The sequence below is a fragment of the Bradyrhizobium elkanii USDA 76 genome, from assembly GCF_023278185.1.
Taxonomy (GTDB): Bacteria; Pseudomonadota; Alphaproteobacteria; order Rhizobiales; family Xanthobacteraceae; genus Bradyrhizobium; species Bradyrhizobium elkanii.
The window spans coordinates 5,222,610-5,239,029 of the sequence record NZ_CP066356.1 but is presented as its reverse complement, the minus strand read 5'-3'; the positions used below and the strand labels follow the sequence as shown (position 1 = coordinate 5,239,029).

The 16,420-nt window shown below is 64.3% G+C and carries 11 protein-coding genes; 5 read left to right on the top strand and 6 right to left on the bottom strand.

What is annotated here, in order from left to right; all coding sequences use genetic code 11:
• Positions 1 to 118 precede the first annotated feature (118 nt).
• The gene (locus JEY66_RS25490) at positions 119 to 1,348 is read left to right on the top strand and encodes a S1C family serine protease (protein WP_018271378.1); all 1,230 of its coding nucleotides are present in this window, start codon (positions 119 to 121) and stop codon (positions 1,346 to 1,348) included.
• Between the two features lie 192 nt (positions 1,349 to 1,540).
• Here the strand turns inward: JEY66_RS25490 and JEY66_RS25485 are convergent, their stop codons facing one another.
• Positions 1,541 to 2,536, bottom strand: a complete 996-nt coding sequence (locus tag JEY66_RS25485; protein WP_018271379.1) for an LLM class flavin-dependent oxidoreductase — start codon at positions 2,534 to 2,536, stop codon at positions 1,541 to 1,543.
• 256 nt (positions 2,537 to 2,792) lie between these two features.
• Positions 2,793 to 3,068: a hypothetical protein gene (locus tag JEY66_RS25480; RefSeq protein ID WP_018271381.1), complete on the bottom strand. Its 276-nt coding sequence runs from the start codon at positions 3,066 to 3,068 to the stop codon at positions 2,793 to 2,795.
• Positions 3,069 to 3,584: 516 nt separating this feature from the next.
• Here JEY66_RS25480 and JEY66_RS25475 point away from each other — a divergent pair.
• Positions 3,585 to 4,673, top strand: a complete 1,089-nt coding sequence (locus JEY66_RS25475) for a metallophosphoesterase (protein ID WP_018271382.1) — start codon at positions 3,585 to 3,587, stop codon at positions 4,671 to 4,673.
• A 477-nt stretch (positions 4,674 to 5,150) separates the two neighbouring features.
• On the top strand, positions 5,151 to 5,546 hold the full coding sequence (locus tag JEY66_RS25470) for a lysozyme inhibitor LprI family protein (RefSeq protein WP_244620887.1): 396 nt from the start codon (positions 5,151 to 5,153) through the stop codon (positions 5,544 to 5,546).
• A gap of 118 nt (positions 5,547 to 5,664) precedes the next feature.
• Here the strand turns inward: JEY66_RS25470 and JEY66_RS25465 are convergent, their stop codons facing one another.
• The gene (locus JEY66_RS25465) at positions 5,665 to 6,519 is read right to left on the bottom strand and encodes an SDR family NAD(P)-dependent oxidoreductase (RefSeq protein WP_210291472.1); all 855 of its coding nucleotides are present in this window, start codon (positions 6,517 to 6,519) and stop codon (positions 5,665 to 5,667) included.
• A gap of 229 nt (positions 6,520 to 6,748) precedes the next feature.
• On the opposite strand from JEY66_RS25465, the gene JEY66_RS25460 reads away from it, so the two are divergent.
• Entirely contained in the window at positions 6,749 to 6,958 is a 210-nt protein-coding gene (locus JEY66_RS25460; protein ID WP_129964994.1) for a hypothetical protein, read from the top strand.
• Between the two features lie 379 nt (positions 6,959 to 7,337).
• Here the strand turns inward: JEY66_RS25460 and JEY66_RS25455 are convergent, their stop codons facing one another.
• Together JEY66_RS25455 and JEY66_RS25450 are read right to left on the bottom strand one after the other, a co-directional pair.
• Positions 7,338 to 8,513, bottom strand: a complete 1,176-nt coding sequence (locus tag JEY66_RS25455; protein WP_026192707.1) for a hypothetical protein — start codon at positions 8,511 to 8,513, stop codon at positions 7,338 to 7,340.
• A gap of 147 nt (positions 8,514 to 8,660) precedes the next feature.
• Positions 8,661 to 12,467 (bottom strand): vitamin B12-dependent ribonucleotide reductase, encoded by a 3,807-nt coding sequence (locus JEY66_RS25450; protein ID WP_018271387.1) that lies wholly within the window; start codon positions 12,465 to 12,467, stop codon positions 8,661 to 8,663.
• An 813-nt stretch (positions 12,468 to 13,280) separates the two neighbouring features.
• On the opposite strand from JEY66_RS25450, the gene JEY66_RS25445 reads away from it, so the two are divergent.
• Complete coding sequence (locus JEY66_RS25445) at positions 13,281 to 14,174, top strand: DMT family transporter (protein WP_018271388.1); 894 nt, start codon at positions 13,281 to 13,283, stop codon at positions 14,172 to 14,174.
• 6 nt (positions 14,175 to 14,180) lie between these two features.
• Here JEY66_RS25445 and JEY66_RS25440 read toward each other — a convergent pair whose 3' ends face one another.
• The gene (locus tag JEY66_RS25440) at positions 14,181 to 16,418 is read right to left on the bottom strand and encodes a CHASE3 domain-containing protein (RefSeq protein ID WP_018271389.1); all 2,238 of its coding nucleotides are present in this window, start codon (positions 16,416 to 16,418) and stop codon (positions 14,181 to 14,183) included.
• Positions 16,419 to 16,420 lie beyond the last annotated feature (2 nt).

The following is a 16,420-nucleotide window of genomic DNA, read 5'->3' as shown; positions in this document are numbered from 1 at the left end:
TTGCCGTTCGTCGCTCGGCATTGCGCCCCTGTGCTGCAGGGAACGGTTCACTGATCGTCGCGTCCGGGCCGGCAACTCATCCAAAGCAATCGGCTGATCCCAAACATGGACGCGGAAGATGAATCACAGAGACCCGGCTTTCGGCAGCCTTCGCACGTCGCTCGTCACCAGTGCCTTCACGTCGGCGTTGCTGGTGAGCGCAAGCCTTGTAAGCGCAAGCCTTGTGAGCGCAAGCCTTGCCCACGCACAGCCGGCAGCTTCGCGCGCGGATCATGGCAATGGTGGTCCCGGCGAGTTCGCCGACCTTGCGGAGAAGGTTGGGCCGGCCGTGATTGGCGTCAACGCCAAGGTCGCTGCGGCGGATGACGACGATTCTTCTCCCGGCCAGTCTCCCGGCGACTCTTCTGGGCCGGATGACTTGCCCGATCAGGACACGCCGGGGAGGGCCGTTCCGAATCCCGGCAGGCGCGGACCGGGCAATCTGCCGAAGCTGGGTGAGATGACATCGATCGGTTCGGGCTTCTTCATCTCGGCGGACGGCTATGCGGTGACGAACAATCACGTCCTCGGCGGCAGCGACCGCGCCGACGTTCGCACCAGCGACAACAAGGTCTACAAGGCGAAAGTGCTGGGCAAGGATCCGGTCAGCGACCTGGCTCTGCTCAAGGTCGATGGGCGGACCGACTTCAGCTATGTCAAGCTCGCCGATCAACCGCCGCGCACCGGCGATTGGGTGCTCGCGGCCGGCAATTCATTCGGCCTCGGAAACACCGTCACCGCAGGGATCGTCTCGGCGCGTGCGCGCGACCTGGAGACGGGATCTTCGGAAGATTTCGTCCAGATCGACGCGCGGATCAACCGCGGCGATTCCGGCGGGCCGAGCTTCAACACGCATGGCGAGGTGATCGGCGTGAACAGCCTGATCTTCTCGCCCTCCGGCGGCTCGGTCGGTGTCGCGTTCGCGATACCCGCCGATACCGTGAAGACGGTGATCCCGCAGCTGAAGGACAAGGGCACGGTCACGCGCGGCTGGATGGGCGCCCAGATTCAATCGATCACCCCCGGCATTGCCGAAAGCTTAGGTGCGGACAATCTGCACGGCGCGGTCGTGGTCGGCGTGCAGACCGGCGGCCCGGCCGCGAAGGCCGGATTGAAGCGGGGGGACGTGATCACCTCGGTCAATGACGAGCCGATCAAGAGCGCCAACGAGCTGACCAAGAAGGTTTATGCGGGAGCGCCGGGCAGTTCGGTCAAGCTTTCGATGCTGCGGGACCATGCGCCGAATTCGCTGAGCGTCACGCTCGGCCAGCTCGCGCAGTCGCAGGCGCCTGCCGGCGCGCCGAAGTGATCCCGCCCGTCCAGGGCAAGGCCATCGCATATGAGCTCGATCGCTCCACAAACTCGTCATGCCCGGGCTTGTCCCGGGCATCCACGTCTTTGTTTCCAGGCGAAGAAAGACGTGGATGGCCGGGACAAGCCCGGCCATGACGGTGCGGACAAGTCCATCTCCTCCCATATGCGATAGCCCTGCCGTTCAGGGCTAGGTCTGCGGCGTGATCCCGCCGGCCTTGGCGATCAGCTCGAACGATCGCAGCCGCTTCTGGTGATCGTAGACGTCGGACACGATCATCAGCTCGTCGGCGCCGGTCTCCGCGACCAGCGCGTCGATGCCGGCGCGCACCGTCGCGGGCGAGCCGATGATGGAGCGCGCGAGCATCCGCATCGCCTGCACCTTCTCCGCCGGCGACCAGTAGCTCTCGATGTCGTCGATCGGCGGCTGGCTGAGGCCGCGCGCACCGCGGAAGATGTTGGTGAACGACATCTGCTGCGTGGTCGCCAGCCGCCGCGCCTCCTCGTCGGTGTCGGCGGCGATGATGTTGACGCCGACCATGGTGTAGGGATGCGCGAGCTGCTCCGACGGCTTGAAGCGGGCGCGATAGATCTGCAGCGCCTGGATCAGCAGTTCGGGGGCGAAGTGCGAGGCGAAGGCGTAGGGCAGGCCGAGCTCGCCGGCCAGCATCGCGCCGAAATTGCTCGAGCCGAGAATCCACAGCGGCACGTCGGTGCCCGCGGCCGGCACCGCCTGGATGCGCTGGTTGGGACCGGCCGCGGCGAGGAAGGCCTGCACCTCGAGCACGTCCTGCGGAAAGTTCTCGGCGGATTCCGGCGTGCGGCGCAGCGCGCGCAGCGTGAGCTGGTCGGTGCCCGGCGCGCGGCCGAGGCCGAGGTCGATACGGTCCGGAAACAGCCGCGCCAGCGTGCCGAACTGCTCGGCGATGACGTAGGGCGCGTGGTTCGGCAGCATGATGCCGCCGGCGCCGACGCGGATGGTCTTGGTTCCCGCCGCGATGTGCCCGATCACGACCGACGTCGCGGCGCTGGCGATGCCCGCCATGTTGTGGTGCTCCGCCACCCAGATGCGGCGATAGCCGAGCGCCTCCGCATGCACGGCGACATCGCGCGCGTTATAGAGCGCGCCGCGCGCGTCGGTTTCCTCGGTGACGCGGACGAGATCGAGAATGGAGAGGGCGGCCACGGCGACTCCGGAACGTTAGGGACGGGAGCCGATGGTATTTGGCTGTGTCCAGGTGGATGCGAAACGGCAGGCGACGGCCGGTTCATGCAGATGCATATGGATGCGGTCGCCATGCCGGTCAATCCGCCAGATGCGATCGACGAAGCAGAGCTGCCCGTCCCAAAATATCGAAAACAACCCCATGCAAAGGGGCAGGTTGCCGCCGGCACTCGGAAGAGCGACTTGACGCGTCGGGCAAATCAGCGGTACGTTTCCATTATTCCGAAATTGTCGAAGTGCCCGCCGTTCGACGGCCGCCGGCCGAGAATCGTCGCGTCAGCCCCCAGACGATGGCGGCCGTGGCTGAAGTCGCGAGCAGGTGCTTCAAGGTGTGTCCGCTGACGAACCCGAGCGAGTTCGCGATCTGATGGTCGAGCACCTCGGCGATCTTGGCCAGAACGTACAGCGCCATCGCGGCGGCGAACGCTGCGCGATCGGCGCGCGGCGCATGATAGATCGACTGCCAGAGCGGGATCAGGATGAGCGGGAGCACCTGCAGCAGATACGGTCGCAGATCGCCCGCACCGCGCCTGTTGGTGATGACCCCGTTCGGACCCGGTCAATCCGTCCATCCGGAAGGTCGTTTGCATCATCGGTTCCAACAAAAAATGAACAATATTCAATAGTTGGCATGAAAATGAGCGGCGTTCAGGTTCATTTTTCAGGAGGGGCGATAATGCTGATGGAAGGTGCCAGGAGACCTCCGGCTTGCGCTCCACAGCAACGCGCGCAGTCTGTAGCCCGTAGCCCGCATGAGCGAAGCGATATGCGGGGGCCGGTGGCGTGTTCTTGCGAGGCGGATCCCGGATGTCGCTTCGCTCATCCGGGCTACTGGGACAGCGCGCAGGGCGCTTCAGCGACGCCCAACTTGCCGAAAATGTGCAGACGATGGCGGCTTACGCGCGCGGCCGATCCACCCTGCCTTCGCTGGGCGCCGACCCCGCAGCCTTCACCGATCCGATCCGGAGCGAGACCTATTCCCCAACTCATCTTCGGCCTGACCAGCCTATTGATCCTGGCCCGCTTCATCTGGCCGCTCGACTGGCCGCTCCCGGCAAAGATCGTCGCCGCGCTGCTGGTGCTGGTCGCCTTGCAGTTTCACCGCTGGAACAGGCTGTCGTCGGGATCGGAATTCTCGCCGGAGTTTCCGCGTCCGGTGGTCGTGCTGTTCAACTGGGCGTTCGGCGCGATCATGCTGCTGGCGCTGCTGCAACTGGCGCTCGATGCCGGGCTGCTGGTCACAGCGCTGTTCCACGGCGGCTTCGTCGGCGCGCCTGACGGCGTCCGCTACGCACTTGCTGGCGTGGCGGCCGCCGCCGCCGCGATCGGCGTGCATCAGGCGATGCGCATTCCGCCGCTCAGGGATGTCGAGGTCGGCATAAGCGGACTTCCGCGGCAGTTCGACGGCTACACCATCCTGCAACTGACCGATCTGCACATCAGCCGGCTGTTTCCCGCGCCATGGGCGCGCGCCGTGGTCGAGCGGTCGAACAAGCTCGGCGCCGACCTGATCGCGATCACCGGCGACCTGATCGACGGCACCATCGATGCGCGGCGGGGCGACATCGCGCCGCTGCGCGACCTGATGGCCGCCGACGGCGTCTACGTGATCTCGGGCAATCACGAATATATCTTCGGCTATGACGGCTGGATGGCGCACTACGAAGCGCTCGGCCTGCGCTCGCTCGAGAACCGGCACATCGTGCTCGAACGCGGCGCCGGCCGCCTGGTGATCGCAGGGATTACCGACCGCGCCTCGCGCCACCGGGGGCATTCGATCCGCGATCTTGCCGCGGTTCTCGATGGTGCCCCCAAGGGCGCGCCCGTCGTCCTGCTCGATCACCAGCCGAGCGACGCACGAAAGGCAGCCCGGCTCGGCGTGGCGCTGCAGCTCTCCGGACACACCCATGGCGGATTGATCCTGGGGATCGATCGCCTCGCCGCGCGCGCCAACGCCGGCTTCGTCTCGGGCCGCTACGATGTCGACGGGATGACGCTCTACGTCAACAACGGCACCGCGCTCTGGCCCGGCTTTGCCTTGCGGCTCGGCCGGCCGTCGGAATTGACGCGGATCACGTTGCGCGTGGCACCTGAGTGATTTGCTTCGCGTGCGATGATGCAAACGCATCGCCGTCACAAGAATACCTGAGGCATGAACGCGCCGCGGCAGCAGTAGCCCGCATGAGCGAAGCGATATGCGGGGCCGGTCGTGCATCCGGTGATGCTGGTCCCGGATATCGCTTCGCTCATCCGGGCTACGCTTGCTGTCAAACGGCTAGGTCGGTGTCATCACCCGCGAAAGCGGGTGATCCAGTATTCCAGAGACGCCGGTGCTGGAGCCGGGAGGCCGCGGCGTACTGGATCGCCCGGTCGAGCCGGGCGATGACGGGGTCGGTGAGGGCAGAGCGGGGCTGGTCGTGCGTCTGGTGACGTTGGTCCCGGATATCGCGGAGCCTGTCATCGGGCGCGCGTTCGCGCGACCCGTTGGCTCATCCGGGCTACGCTTGCCGGCTTTTGTTTCGGGCACTCCTGTGCAACGATGGTTGTCCGGAGATGCGGGTGGGGTGATTTGGACGTGGTCATGCTTTCGCGAACGCTTGTATTGGTTGCAGCTGCGCTCGTGCTCGGGACCTTGTCGGCGCGCGCGCAGCAAAGCACCGCGTATGATGCGTGCATGGACAAAGCCGAAGGGACGTCAACGAAGATGCTCGCATGCGGCAAGGCCGCAATCGGGCAGTGGGACGTCAGGCTCAACACCGCCTATCAAGCGCTTCTCGCAAGGTCGAAGGGCGAGGCGCACGCGCAATTGCAGACCGAGCAGCGGGCCTGGCTGAAGCATCATCTGGGCGAAACCCATCGCCTCGCCGCGGACCCCAACAACGGGTCCGTCGCGTTCCTCGACTCCCAGGCGTTCGAATTGAAGGATATCGCCGACCGCACGCTGCTTCTTGAAAAGCGTGCCAGCCAGTAGCCCGCATGAGCGAAGCGACATGCGGGATTGATCTTGTGAGTTGCGTCGCGGAGCCTGTCGTCGGGCGCGCATTTCGCGCGACCCGTTGGCTCTCATCCGGGCTACGCTTGCTGCGCGCTCATCGTTTCGGGGTGCGCCCGCGGATCCGGTCAAAGCCTTGCTTGATTGCGGCGAAGCGCGCGTCGACAATCGGTTCAAACTCGAGGTCGGTGAAGATATATGGCCAGTCGTTTTCGACCCCTTCGCGGACGAGTTCACCGACATAGTTGGGATCGATGCCCTGAGAGACGCGTTGGCGGATCAGATTGATCTGCTCGGCAATTGGGCCCGACGTCGGCAAGGCACGGACCGCCCCCTCGAAGCGCTTGGGAAGGTTGCGCCTTGAGTTCGCGATTTGCGTCCGGATGAACCCGGGACACAGCACCGATACGCCAATCCCGCGGGGCGCAAGTTCAAGGCGCAGGCCCTCGGACAGCGCGACAACGCCGTATTTCGAAACATTGTATGCATTGCTCGCCCCTGAAATAAGACCGGCGATCGAGGCAGTGGAGACAATGTGTCCACCCTCGCCATGCTGCTCTATCAACGGTCCGAAAATCTCGATTCCCCAAATGGTCGCCATCAGGTTGACGCCCAGAGTCCAATCCCACGACGCGTCGGTCCAGGTGCCATAGGGCCCACCGCCACCAACGCCCGCGTTGTTGACGAGGATATGCACCTTGCCGTAGCGGGCAGTCGTGGCTTCGGCGGCCGCCGCGAGTTCGGATTTGATCGAGATGTCCGCTTTCACGCCGTCGACATCGACGTTGGTGCGCCTCAATTGCTCGAGCGCCGCGGATAGAGCCGCTTCTTCAATATCGCAAAGCATGACTTTAGCCCCCGCCTGAGCCAAAGCGGTCGCGATCCCCAATCCAATGCCTGACGCTGCGCCGGTCACGAACGCGGTCTTTCCAGCAAGTTCTTTCACGCGCATTCTCCTCCCGCAAGCCGAGACCCTTGCCCCAAACGCCTAGTGTCTCCGGACGGCATATGACCGCACTTTCAAGCGATTGGGAAGCGCGCGGATGTCTGCGTCTGCGTCATGGTGATCTAGCGCGCAGGATGGGGGCAGGCAGTAGCCCGCATGAGCGAAGCGATATGCGGGATTGATCTTGCGAGGTGCGTGTTGGTCCCGGATGTCGCTTCGCTCATCCGAGCTATGCTTGCTGCAGCGCATTGACCGGATGATTGCGCTTCGATCGAGTCCATCGCCGATGGACGAGGAGGTGACACCGTCGGCCATCTTCGCTCAGCTCAAGATCAAGACCTCAGATGAATTACTGGCCATGAAGAAACTCTCGCAAGATCAAATCAGCCGCTATGAGCGGGTGCAACGGACGGCGACGCCCATTATCAACGAGCGGACGCAATAGGCTGCCCTGCGGGAGCTCGGATAGAGGCGCCGATCGATCGACGTTCGTCCTCGGGCCGCGACATCCCAAACGAAGAGCCCCGCCGTGGCGGCGGGGCTTTTTGTGTTAGGGTGGGTTAGGGAACGGTAACCCACCGAGATTGTTGCGAGCGAAATGGCGGATTGCGCCTAATCGGCCTTGCGTCTTGCGGACTAGAATTGAAACCCCAACTGCCGAGATTGATTTGCGTTAAAGCTGGTACCATCAATCAATTGGCGCAAATCTTCTCTTGCCTTAACGGATCTAAAGAGGCGGTACGCGGCTATTCGGCCCGCGCGCAATAGTCCGCCCCTTGGCGGCGCCGATACGTTGGTGAGCCATGCAGGCATCGGACATGGGCTTACTCAGGGCGCTTGTTCATTTGTTTGTAGGCCTCGCTAAGGACTTCGACTACCTGCTCGCCCTTGTGTATCGCGCCTAGTCGATGCCTTGGTCCGCTGAAGACCATGGACATCGACATGATTGGCGAGAAATTTCCCTTGATGAGATCACTGTATTGTCCGTCAACGACTCTGGAATCGGTGACGGTCTCGAACAGACCATTGGCGATGGGATACTTCGCTGTTGGATTGTGGAAGAGGTTGGCTTCCTGCCCCCAAGTTTCAACCGGTGTCTCCGGATCTCCGACAATGTAGGCAAAAGGAAGAGGAGCGTGCGCGTTTGGATCAAAGTCAAACATCACTCCCGCGCGTAGGGCAGTTACGTCTTCGTCCGGATAAGGCCCGGCGAGGGCCATTCGCGTAAACTTTGCAACCGTTCCTGCATTGGTCCAGAGAACTGCTGAGATGTTCTCCGACCCCGGCTGATTGAAGAAGCCTGAGGGAATCGTGCGACCGTTATATGCGTGTTCAAGAACGGGAAAGGATTTGATTATCAGATTACCTGCCTCGTCCCACGACGGCCTCTGCTCAAGTCCGTAGAGATATCGAATGATTCCCGCATTGGAAAACCCAAGAGAGCCGTGCTCATGGAAGGTTTGAACAGCCAGTACGAACGGCGCGCCAGCAACGTGCGGCAATTCCCAGTAGGCCTTCGGATCTTTCTTTCTATTCACGCGGTGAAGCATCTTACTTCTTAGTGCGCCGGCAACCCTTATCGGGACTTCGTTCTCTTGGCGCGCACGAATTCCATCAGGATCGCGATCCTTCTCGTTGACGGGTTGATAAACGTGAAGTTCGCCTTTACCTGCATCGGTTGGGTTCGCGGTCGTGCATTCGATCGCAAGTCGCACTCCGTTCTTCACCACGCAGAAATCTGGCTGAGGTTCCTTCCCTTCGAAGACGAACCCCTCCGAATGAAGCAACTCACTGACATACAGTTCGAACGTGCGTGTGTTGAAACCCGTCGTTTGAAATTGTTCGACGAAATTGCCGTCCTTTTCGACAAATCCAGCGAACGCGTCATTCATTAAGCGACGCGTCGACTTGTTTCTCGGTGATGTCTTCAAGAATTGGAATGACGGATGGAGGCTCTTGATCGGTCGAGTCCCACCGAACAACCCTTGCACTTCTGGCATTCCGCCTCCTTATCGAAACGAGGTATTTCTGTGCGAGTGAGGAGGCGTCCATATCCATGGCCTCCAAGAATACTCGTATTAGTTGCGTGGTATCTCAAAGAAAAGGGCGGCCATTGGCCGCCCTTTTTAAATCCCAAGCCGTCCGCCTCACGAACACCCCGTCGTGCTGCCGCAAGTATCGCACTTCATGCAGGTGCCATTCCGGACCAGCGTGAAGTTGCCGCACTCCGAGCACATCTCGCCTTCATAGCCCTTGGCCTTGGCTTCGGCGCGACGCTCGGCCTTGGACGGGGCGGCGGCTGCGGCGGTGCCGGGCTTGCTCCAGTTCAATGCCTCGAGCTTCTCGGTCGGCGAGAGGTCGTGGCTGACCTCCTGCTTCAGGGCGACCGCGCCTTCGACGGTGTCGGAGGCGCCGCGCGAGGTTGCGCCGTGGGAGGCGAGCGCGGTGACGCGACTGCCGGCGGGCGCGTTGTCGGCGCCCTGGCTCACCGCGGCCGAGCCGCCACGCATGACGACGAGATTGTCGGTGCGCGACCGGGTCAGGCCCTTCGACAGGTATTTCGTCGCCTGGTGCTGGGCGGGGGCCTCATCCGGCTCCTTGCCTTCCTCGACGCCCTTGCCGAGCGCGTCGAAGCCAGACTCGTTCGGATCGACATGGGCGAGGTCGAAGCGCGCCATGTAGCTCACCGCGAGCTCGCGGAAGACATAGTCGAGGATCGAGGTCGCGTACTTGATCGAGTCGTTGCCCTGCACGGGGCCCGCCGGCTCGAAGCGGGTGAAGGTGAAGGCGTCGACATACTCTTCCAGCGGCACGCCGTATTGCAGACCCAGGGATACTGCGATCGCAAAATTGTTGATGAAGGAGCGCAGCGCCGCGCCCTCCTTGTGCATGTCGATGAAGATCTCGCCGAGCCTTCCGTCGTCATATTCGCCGGTGCGCAGGTACACCTTGTGGCCGCCGACCACAGCCTTCTGGGTGTAGCCCTTGCGGCGATCAGGCATCTTCTCGCGCTCGCGCATCACGACGATGCGCTCGACCAGCTTCTCGACGATCTTCTCCGAGACCTGGGCGGCACGCGCGGCCATCGGCTTCTCGTACAGCGCTTCCACCGCATCGTCCTCGTCCTCATCGTCGGCGATGAGCTGCGAGTTCAGCGGCTGCGACAGTTTCGAGCCGTCGCGGTACAGCGCGTTGGCCTTCAGCGCCAGCTTCCACGACAACAGGTAGGCGGACTTGCAGTCCTCCACCGTGGCGTCGTTCGGCATGTTGATGGTCTTGGAGATCGCGCCCGAGATGAACGGCTGGGAGGCCGCCATCATCCTGATGTGGCTCTCGACCGAGAGATAGCGTTTTCCAATTTTGCCGCAGGGATTGGCGCAGTCGAACACGGGATAGTGCTCGGCCTTCAGATGCGGGGCGCCTTCCACCGTCATCGCGCCGCAGATGTGCACGTTGGCGGCCTCGATCTCGCGCTTGGTGAAGCCGACGGCCTGGAGCAGGTCGAAGCCCGGAGCAGCAATGGCTTCGGCACCGATGCCGAGCTGGTCGCGGATGAAGTCTTCGCCAAAGGTCCACTTGTTGAAGGCGAACTTGATGTCGAACGCGGTCGGCAGCGCCTTTTCCACCTTGGCGATGGCTTCATCGGTGAAGCCTTTTGCCTTCAGCGTCGAGGCGTTGATGCCCGGCGCATTCGACAGCGAGCCGTGGCCGACGGCGTAGGCCTCGATCTCCGCGATCTCGCTCTCGCGATAGCCGAGCGCGCGCAGCGCCGAGGGCACCGCCTGGTTGATGATCTTGAAGTAGCCGCCGCCGGCGAGCTTCTTGAACTTCACCAGCGCGAAGTCGGGCTCGATGCCGGTGGTGTCGCAATCCATCACGAGGCCGATGGTGCCGGTCGGCGCCACCACCGTGGTCTGGGCGTTGCGATAGCCGTTGACCTCGCCGAGCGCCAGCGCGTCGTCCCAGGCCAGCCTGGCGTGGGTGACGATGTCCTCCTGCGGGCAGGAAGCGTGATCGAGCGGCACCGGGTTGACCGAGAGCGCCTCGTAGCCGGCCGCGTTGCCGTGGGCGGCGCGGCGGTGGTTGCGGATGACGCGCAGCATGTGCGCCGCGTTCTTCTTGTAGCCCGGGAAGGTACCGAGCTCGGCCGCCATCTCGGCCGAAGTCTTGTAGGCGATGCCGGTCATCACAGCGGTCAGCGCGCCGCACAGCGAGCGGCCTTCCTTCGAGTCATAGGGCAGGCCCATGGTCATCAAGAGGCCGCCGATGTTTGCAAAGCCGAGGCCGAGCGTGCGGAACTCGTAGGACAGCTCGGCGATCGCCTTCGACGGGAACTGGGCCATCATGACGGAGATTTCGAGCACGATGGTCCAGAGCCGGCAGAGATGCTCGTAGGACTCGATGTCGAAGCGGCCCCCACCCAACCCTCCCCCGCCTGCGGGGGAGGGAAGGGAGGGGGTGTAGAACGTCAGCAGGTTCGCGGAGGCGAGGTTGCACGCCGTGTCGTCCAGGAACATGTATTCCGAGCACGGATTGGACGCGCGGATGTCGCCGGACGCCTTGCAGGTGTGCCAGTCGTTCATCGTGGTGTTGAAGTGCAGGCCGGGGTCGGCGCTCGCCCAGGCGGCGTAACCGATCTTCTCCCAGAGGTCGCGCGCCTTCAGCGTTTTTGTGACTTTCTTGGTGGTGCGGCCGACCAGATTCCAGTCACCGTCCGTTTCCACCGCGCGCAGAAAATCGTCCTTCAGCGACACCGAGTTGTTGGAGTTCTGGCCGGAGACGGTGAGGTAGGCCTCGGAATCCCAGTCGGTGTCGTAGGTGTCGAACTGGATGTCCTTGTAGCCCTGTTTTGCAAACTGGATGACGCGCTTGATGTAGTTGTCCGGCACGAGGTTGCGGCGGGCGAGCTTGATCTCGCGGCGCAGCGCCGGGTTCTTCTCCGGATCGAAGCAATCGTCGCCGCTGCCTTCGCAGTTCACGCAGGCCTTCATCACGGCCTTGAGGTGCTTCTGGTTGATCTTGGAGCCGGTGACGAGAGCGGCGACCTTCTGCTCCTCCTTCACCTTCCAGTCGATATAGGTCTCGATGTCCGGATGGTCGGCGTCGACCACGACCATCTTGGCGGCGCGGCGCGTGGTGCCGCCCGACTTGATCGCGCCCGCGGCGCGGTCGCCGATCTTGAGGAAGCTCATCAGGCCGCTTGAGCGGCCGCCGCCGGAGAGCTTTTCGCCTTCGCCGCGCAGGCTCGAGAAGTTGGAGCCGGTGCCGGAGCCGTATTTGAACAGGCGCGCCTCGCGCACCCAGAGGTCCATGATGCCGCCCTCGTTGACGAGGTCGTCGCCGACGCCCTGGATGAAGCAGGCATGCGGCTGCGGATGCTCATAGGCCGACTTCGACTTGGTCAGCTTGCCGGTCTTCCAGTCGACGTAATAGTGGCCCTGGCCGGGGCCATCGACGCCATAGGCCCAGTGCAGCCCGGTGTTGAACCATTGCGGCGAGTTCGGCGCGACCATCTGTTTTGCGAGCTGGAAGCGCAGCTCGTCGAAGAAGGCGAGGGCGTCTTCTTCCGTGGAGAAGTAGCCGCCCTTCCAGCCCCAATAGGTCCAGCAGCCGGCGAGGCGATCGAACACCTGTTTTGCGCTGGTCTCGCCGACGATGCGCTCGTTCTCGGGCAGCGCTGCGAGGGCCTCGGTGTCGGGCACCGAACGCCACAGCCACGACGGCACGGTCTCTTCCTCGACCTTCTTCAGGCGCGCGGCAACGCCGGCCTTGCGGAAATACTTCTGCGCCAGCACGTCGGAGGCGACCTGCGACCAGAACTCCGGAACCTCGACGTTCTCGGCGCGGAACACGACCGAGCCGTCCGGATTGCGGATCTCTGATGTGGTCAGGCGGAAATTGATCCCGGCATAGGGAGATTGTCCGCTGGTGGTGTTGCGTCGTTCGATTCGCATGGTCGAGCCCCGTCTCTTCTTCTGCCCGGCCCCACGTTTCCCCGCAGGTGCCGGAATGTTGTCTGTTCGCGGACTTCGGAACACGTGTCAGCACGCCTCCCGTCATCCGCAGCTCAGCCGGTGGATCCGGCCTGTTTTCTCTCATCCGCTGGGCACCGGTATGACCGGTCCTGCGGCGGCATCGTCCCGGCGCCCGACTGGTCGGGTGCTCCGGGTCATGCATTCAACGCCCCAAAACGCTTCACGCGACACGTCACGCGTACGCTTCTTGCGGGCCGGTTACGGCCTCTGTTTCCGGGTCCTTCGCGGCCCGTTCCGTCGTCCCCGGACTCGAAAGACCTCGGGCCCAAAATCAGGGCAGAGAAACCCTTCACCCGCGGCCCGAAGGCCTGGCGGAGTGGTCATTTTGGAACCCTTGTGGGAGCGACCGGCGGGGACCCAAACACACTCGCGCCGAACAGGTTGAAAGCTAGGCCATGTCCGTCACGCCCGTCAAGGACTAGTACGAGTTTCTGAATCAAACACTAAATATGGTGGAAAGAGGGGGATAACAGGGGTCGGTGCCGCGCCTGTGATCGAGCCAACTATCGGTGAGTCCTCAGGGATTCCCAAGCCAAAAATATTCCTATCGCCTGTGGATCGGAGCTTCGCCCCGCTGTTCACAGGCGAAGTTTTTATTCGCGGTCCCGGATTGAATTTTGGGGACTCACGTAGGCCTACGGGCAAACTACGGACCAGGCATGTCAGAGCCGTGATGGTCGGGCGACAAAATCGCGGGCAAGGTGAGGCCGACTCACATCCCCGCCGGGTTCCATGACAGTCCAGAAGCCTTCCGCGCGGCCGCGCCTTGCGCCCGCCGGCCTGATGTTCCTCGCCATCACCTCAGTGGGCTGGGGGTTCAACTGGCCGTCCACCAAGTTCCTGCTCGGCGAGCTGCCGCCGCTGACCTTGCGCGGCACCACCGGGGTGATCGGCGCCGTGCTGCTGGCGGCGCTGGCGCTGATCCGCGCCCAGAGCCTACATGTCGAGAAACGGCTGTGGCCGCGGCTCGTGCTGTATGCGGCGCTCAACGTCACCGGCTGGATGGTGCTGATGGGGCTGGCGCTGCTCTGGCTGCCGGCGAGCGAGGCGGCGCTGATCGCCTACACCATGCCGGTATGGGCCTCGCTGCTGGCCTGGCCGGTGCTCGGCGAGCGGCCGACGCTGCTGCGGACCATCGCGCTGGTGATGGCCTTTGCAGGGCTCGCCGCGATCATGGGCGGCAGCGGCATCAGCGCGAGCAAGGAGAAGCTGCCGGGCATCATCATGGCGCTCGGCGGCGCCTTCGGCTTTGCGCTCGGCACCGTGCTGGCCAAGAAATATCCGCTGGTGATGCCGCCGATCCCGGCCGCGGCCTGGCAGATCGGCCTCGGCTGCGTGCCGATCGCGATCGTCGGCCTGCTGATCGAGACCACGCATCTCGACCGCATCACCACGGTCGGCTGGTGGCTGCTGGTCTATTCGACGCTGATCCAGTTCTGCGTCGCCTATGTCGCGTGGTTTGCCGCGCTCGCCCGCCTGCCGGCCTCGGTCGCCGCGATCGGCACCATGGCGGTGCCCGTGATCGGCGTGGTGGCCTCCGCAATCGCGCTGCACGAGCCGCTGGGGCCGAGCCAGATCGTCGCGCTGCTGTTCACGCTCGCCGGCGTCGCGCTGGCGACGAGGTAGCTCACATCACTCGCCGAGCGCCTGCTGCAGCATGCCGGCGAGCTGCGCCTTGCGGTAGGGCTTGGCCAGCAGCAGCACGCCTTCGTCGAGGCGGCCGTGATGCACGATCGCGTTCTCGGTGTAGCCCGAGGTGTAGAGCACCTTGATGCCGGGGCGGCGTTTTTGCACCTCGTCGGCGAGCTGGCGGCCGTTCATGCCGCCGGGCATGATCACGTCGGTGAACAGGAGGTCGAACTTCTCGCCCTTGTCGACCAGCGCCAGCGCGGCGCGGGCGTCGGGCACGGCGATGGTCTTGTAGCCGAGGCTGCCCAGCTGCGTGACGACGTAGTTGCGCACCAGCTGGTCGTCTTCGACCACCAGGATGACTTCGCTGCCGCGCCGCACCGGCTCCGGCGCAGGCGCCTCCACCTCGACCTGGCCGCGGGCAGGCGGCAGATAGAGCTTGATCGTGGTGCCGTGGCCTTCCTCGCTGTAGATCTTGATGTGGCCGCCGGACTGCTTGACGAAGCCGTAGACCATGCTCATGCCGAGGCCGGAGCCCTTGCCGACCTCCTTGGTGGTGAAGAACGGCTCGAACACCTTGTCCTGCACCGCATGCGACATGCCGGTGCCGGTGTCGCTGACCGCGAGCAGCACGTAGCGGCCCGGCGTGATGTCGGGATTGACAGCCGCATAGGCGTCGTCGAGCACGATGTTGCTGGTCTCGAACAGCAGCTTGCCGCCGTTCGGCATCGCGTCGCGGGCGTTGATCGCCATGTTGAGCAGCGAGTTGGCAAGCTGCGACGGATCGATATGGACGCTGGCGACGTCGGGCGCCAGCACCGAATTGATCTCGATCTGCTCGCCGAGCGTCGGCCGCAGCAGCTTGGCGATGTCGACCACGGTGCCGTTGATGTCGACGGTGCGCGGCTCCAGCGGCTGGCGGCGCGCGAAGGCGAGCAGATGCTGGATCAGCTCGCGGCAGCGCTCGGCGGCGCGGTCGATCAGCTCGGCGGTTTTCGCGAGCTGCGGCTGGGCGCGCAGGCTGTCGACCAGCGTCTCGGTGGTGCCGGTGATGACCGTCAGCATGTTGTTGAAGTCGTGCGCGACGCCGCCGGTCAGCTTGCCGATGGCGTCGAGCTTCTGCGCCTGCTGCAGCTTGTGCTCGGTTTCGCGCGAGGCGGTGATGTCGTGATAGATCAGCGCCGCGCCGGTGATGGTGTCGTCGCCATCGCGCAGCGGCCGGCCCGACACCACGAGGTGAATCTCCGGCGCGCCGCGCACCGGCTTGGCGACGAATTCCAGCCCGTCGAATTCCTCGCCGCGCAGCGCCCGGGCCGACGGCATGTCGTCGGCCTGCATCGGCGTGACGCCGTCGGACTGGAACACGTTGCTCATGGCGCGCAGCTGCCGGACCGTCATGCCCGGCTTGTAGCGCAGCATCTTCTCGGCGGCCGGGTTCGACAGCAGCACGGTGCCGGCGCCGTCGATCACCAGCACCGCCTCCGCCATGGTGCGGAAGGTGGTTTCCATCACCGAGGTGGAACGGCGGAGCTCCTCGAGGGCGGCGCCGAGATCCTTGGTGCGTTCGGCGACCTTGCCCTCGAGCGACAGATTGGTCGCCTTGGTCGCGCTGAGCGCGCCCTGCAGTTCGCGGCTGGCGCGCCGCGCCGCCAGCGTCAGCGCGATCGCGAGCAGCAGGATCATCGCGACGCCGGCGAGGTCGATCGCCAGCAGCAGGCGTCCGTAGGTCTTCGACTGGTCGGTGCGAAGCCCGAGCACGCGGCGCTCTTCGGTGACGAGCCGCTCGAGCGCCGCGCCGACCTTGTCCATCAGCGCGCGGCTCTCGCCCGCGGACATCAGCGCCGCGGCGCCGGCCGTGTCGCCCGCGCTGCGCAATCTGATCAGCTCGGCGCCGAGCGCAATGCCGCGGTCGACCTGAGTCTTGGCGCCCGCGAGCAGCTGCGCCTCCTCGGGCGCCGTCTTCACCGCCGCCATCAGGCTGTCGAAAGCCGAGGTGAGGGCGGCGCTCTGCTCACGGAATTCGTCGGCGAAGGAGGCGTCGCCGGTCAGCGCGAATGCGCGCGCCGCGCTTTCCACACCCCGCGGCAACGGCCGGGTGTCGGAAATCCGCTTGAGGATCCCGAGCGTGCGATCTGCCGAATCAATCTCGCTGCGCGATTTGACGTCCAACCCGATCGACGCCGCGCTGATGACGAGGAGGATCGCAAGGCCGCTGCCGAGAATGAGACGCTGGGAAGCCATCG

Bases quoted from the DNA above. Each gene is read 5' to 3' on its own strand.
- JEY66_RS25445 (WP_018271388.1), top strand. From the start codon at position 13,281: ATGACAGTCCAGAAGCCTTCCGCGCGGCCGCGCCTTGCGCCCGCCGGC.
- JEY66_RS25465 (WP_210291472.1), bottom strand. From the start codon at position 6,519: ATGCGCGTGAAAGAACTTGCTGGAAAGACCGCGTTCGTGACCGGCGCA.
- JEY66_RS25450 (WP_018271387.1), bottom strand. From the start codon at position 12,467: ATGCGAATCGAACGACGCAACACCACCAGCGGACAATCTCCCTATGCC.
- JEY66_RS25440 (WP_018271389.1), bottom strand. From the start codon at position 16,418: ATGGCTTCCCAGCGTCTCATTCTCGGCAGCGGCCTTGCGATCCTCCTC.
- JEY66_RS25455 (WP_026192707.1), bottom strand. From the start codon at position 8,513: ATGCCAGAAGTGCAAGGGTTGTTCGGTGGGACTCGACCGATCAAGAGC.
- JEY66_RS25490 (WP_018271378.1), top strand. From the start codon at position 119: ATGAATCACAGAGACCCGGCTTTCGGCAGCCTTCGCACGTCGCTCGTC.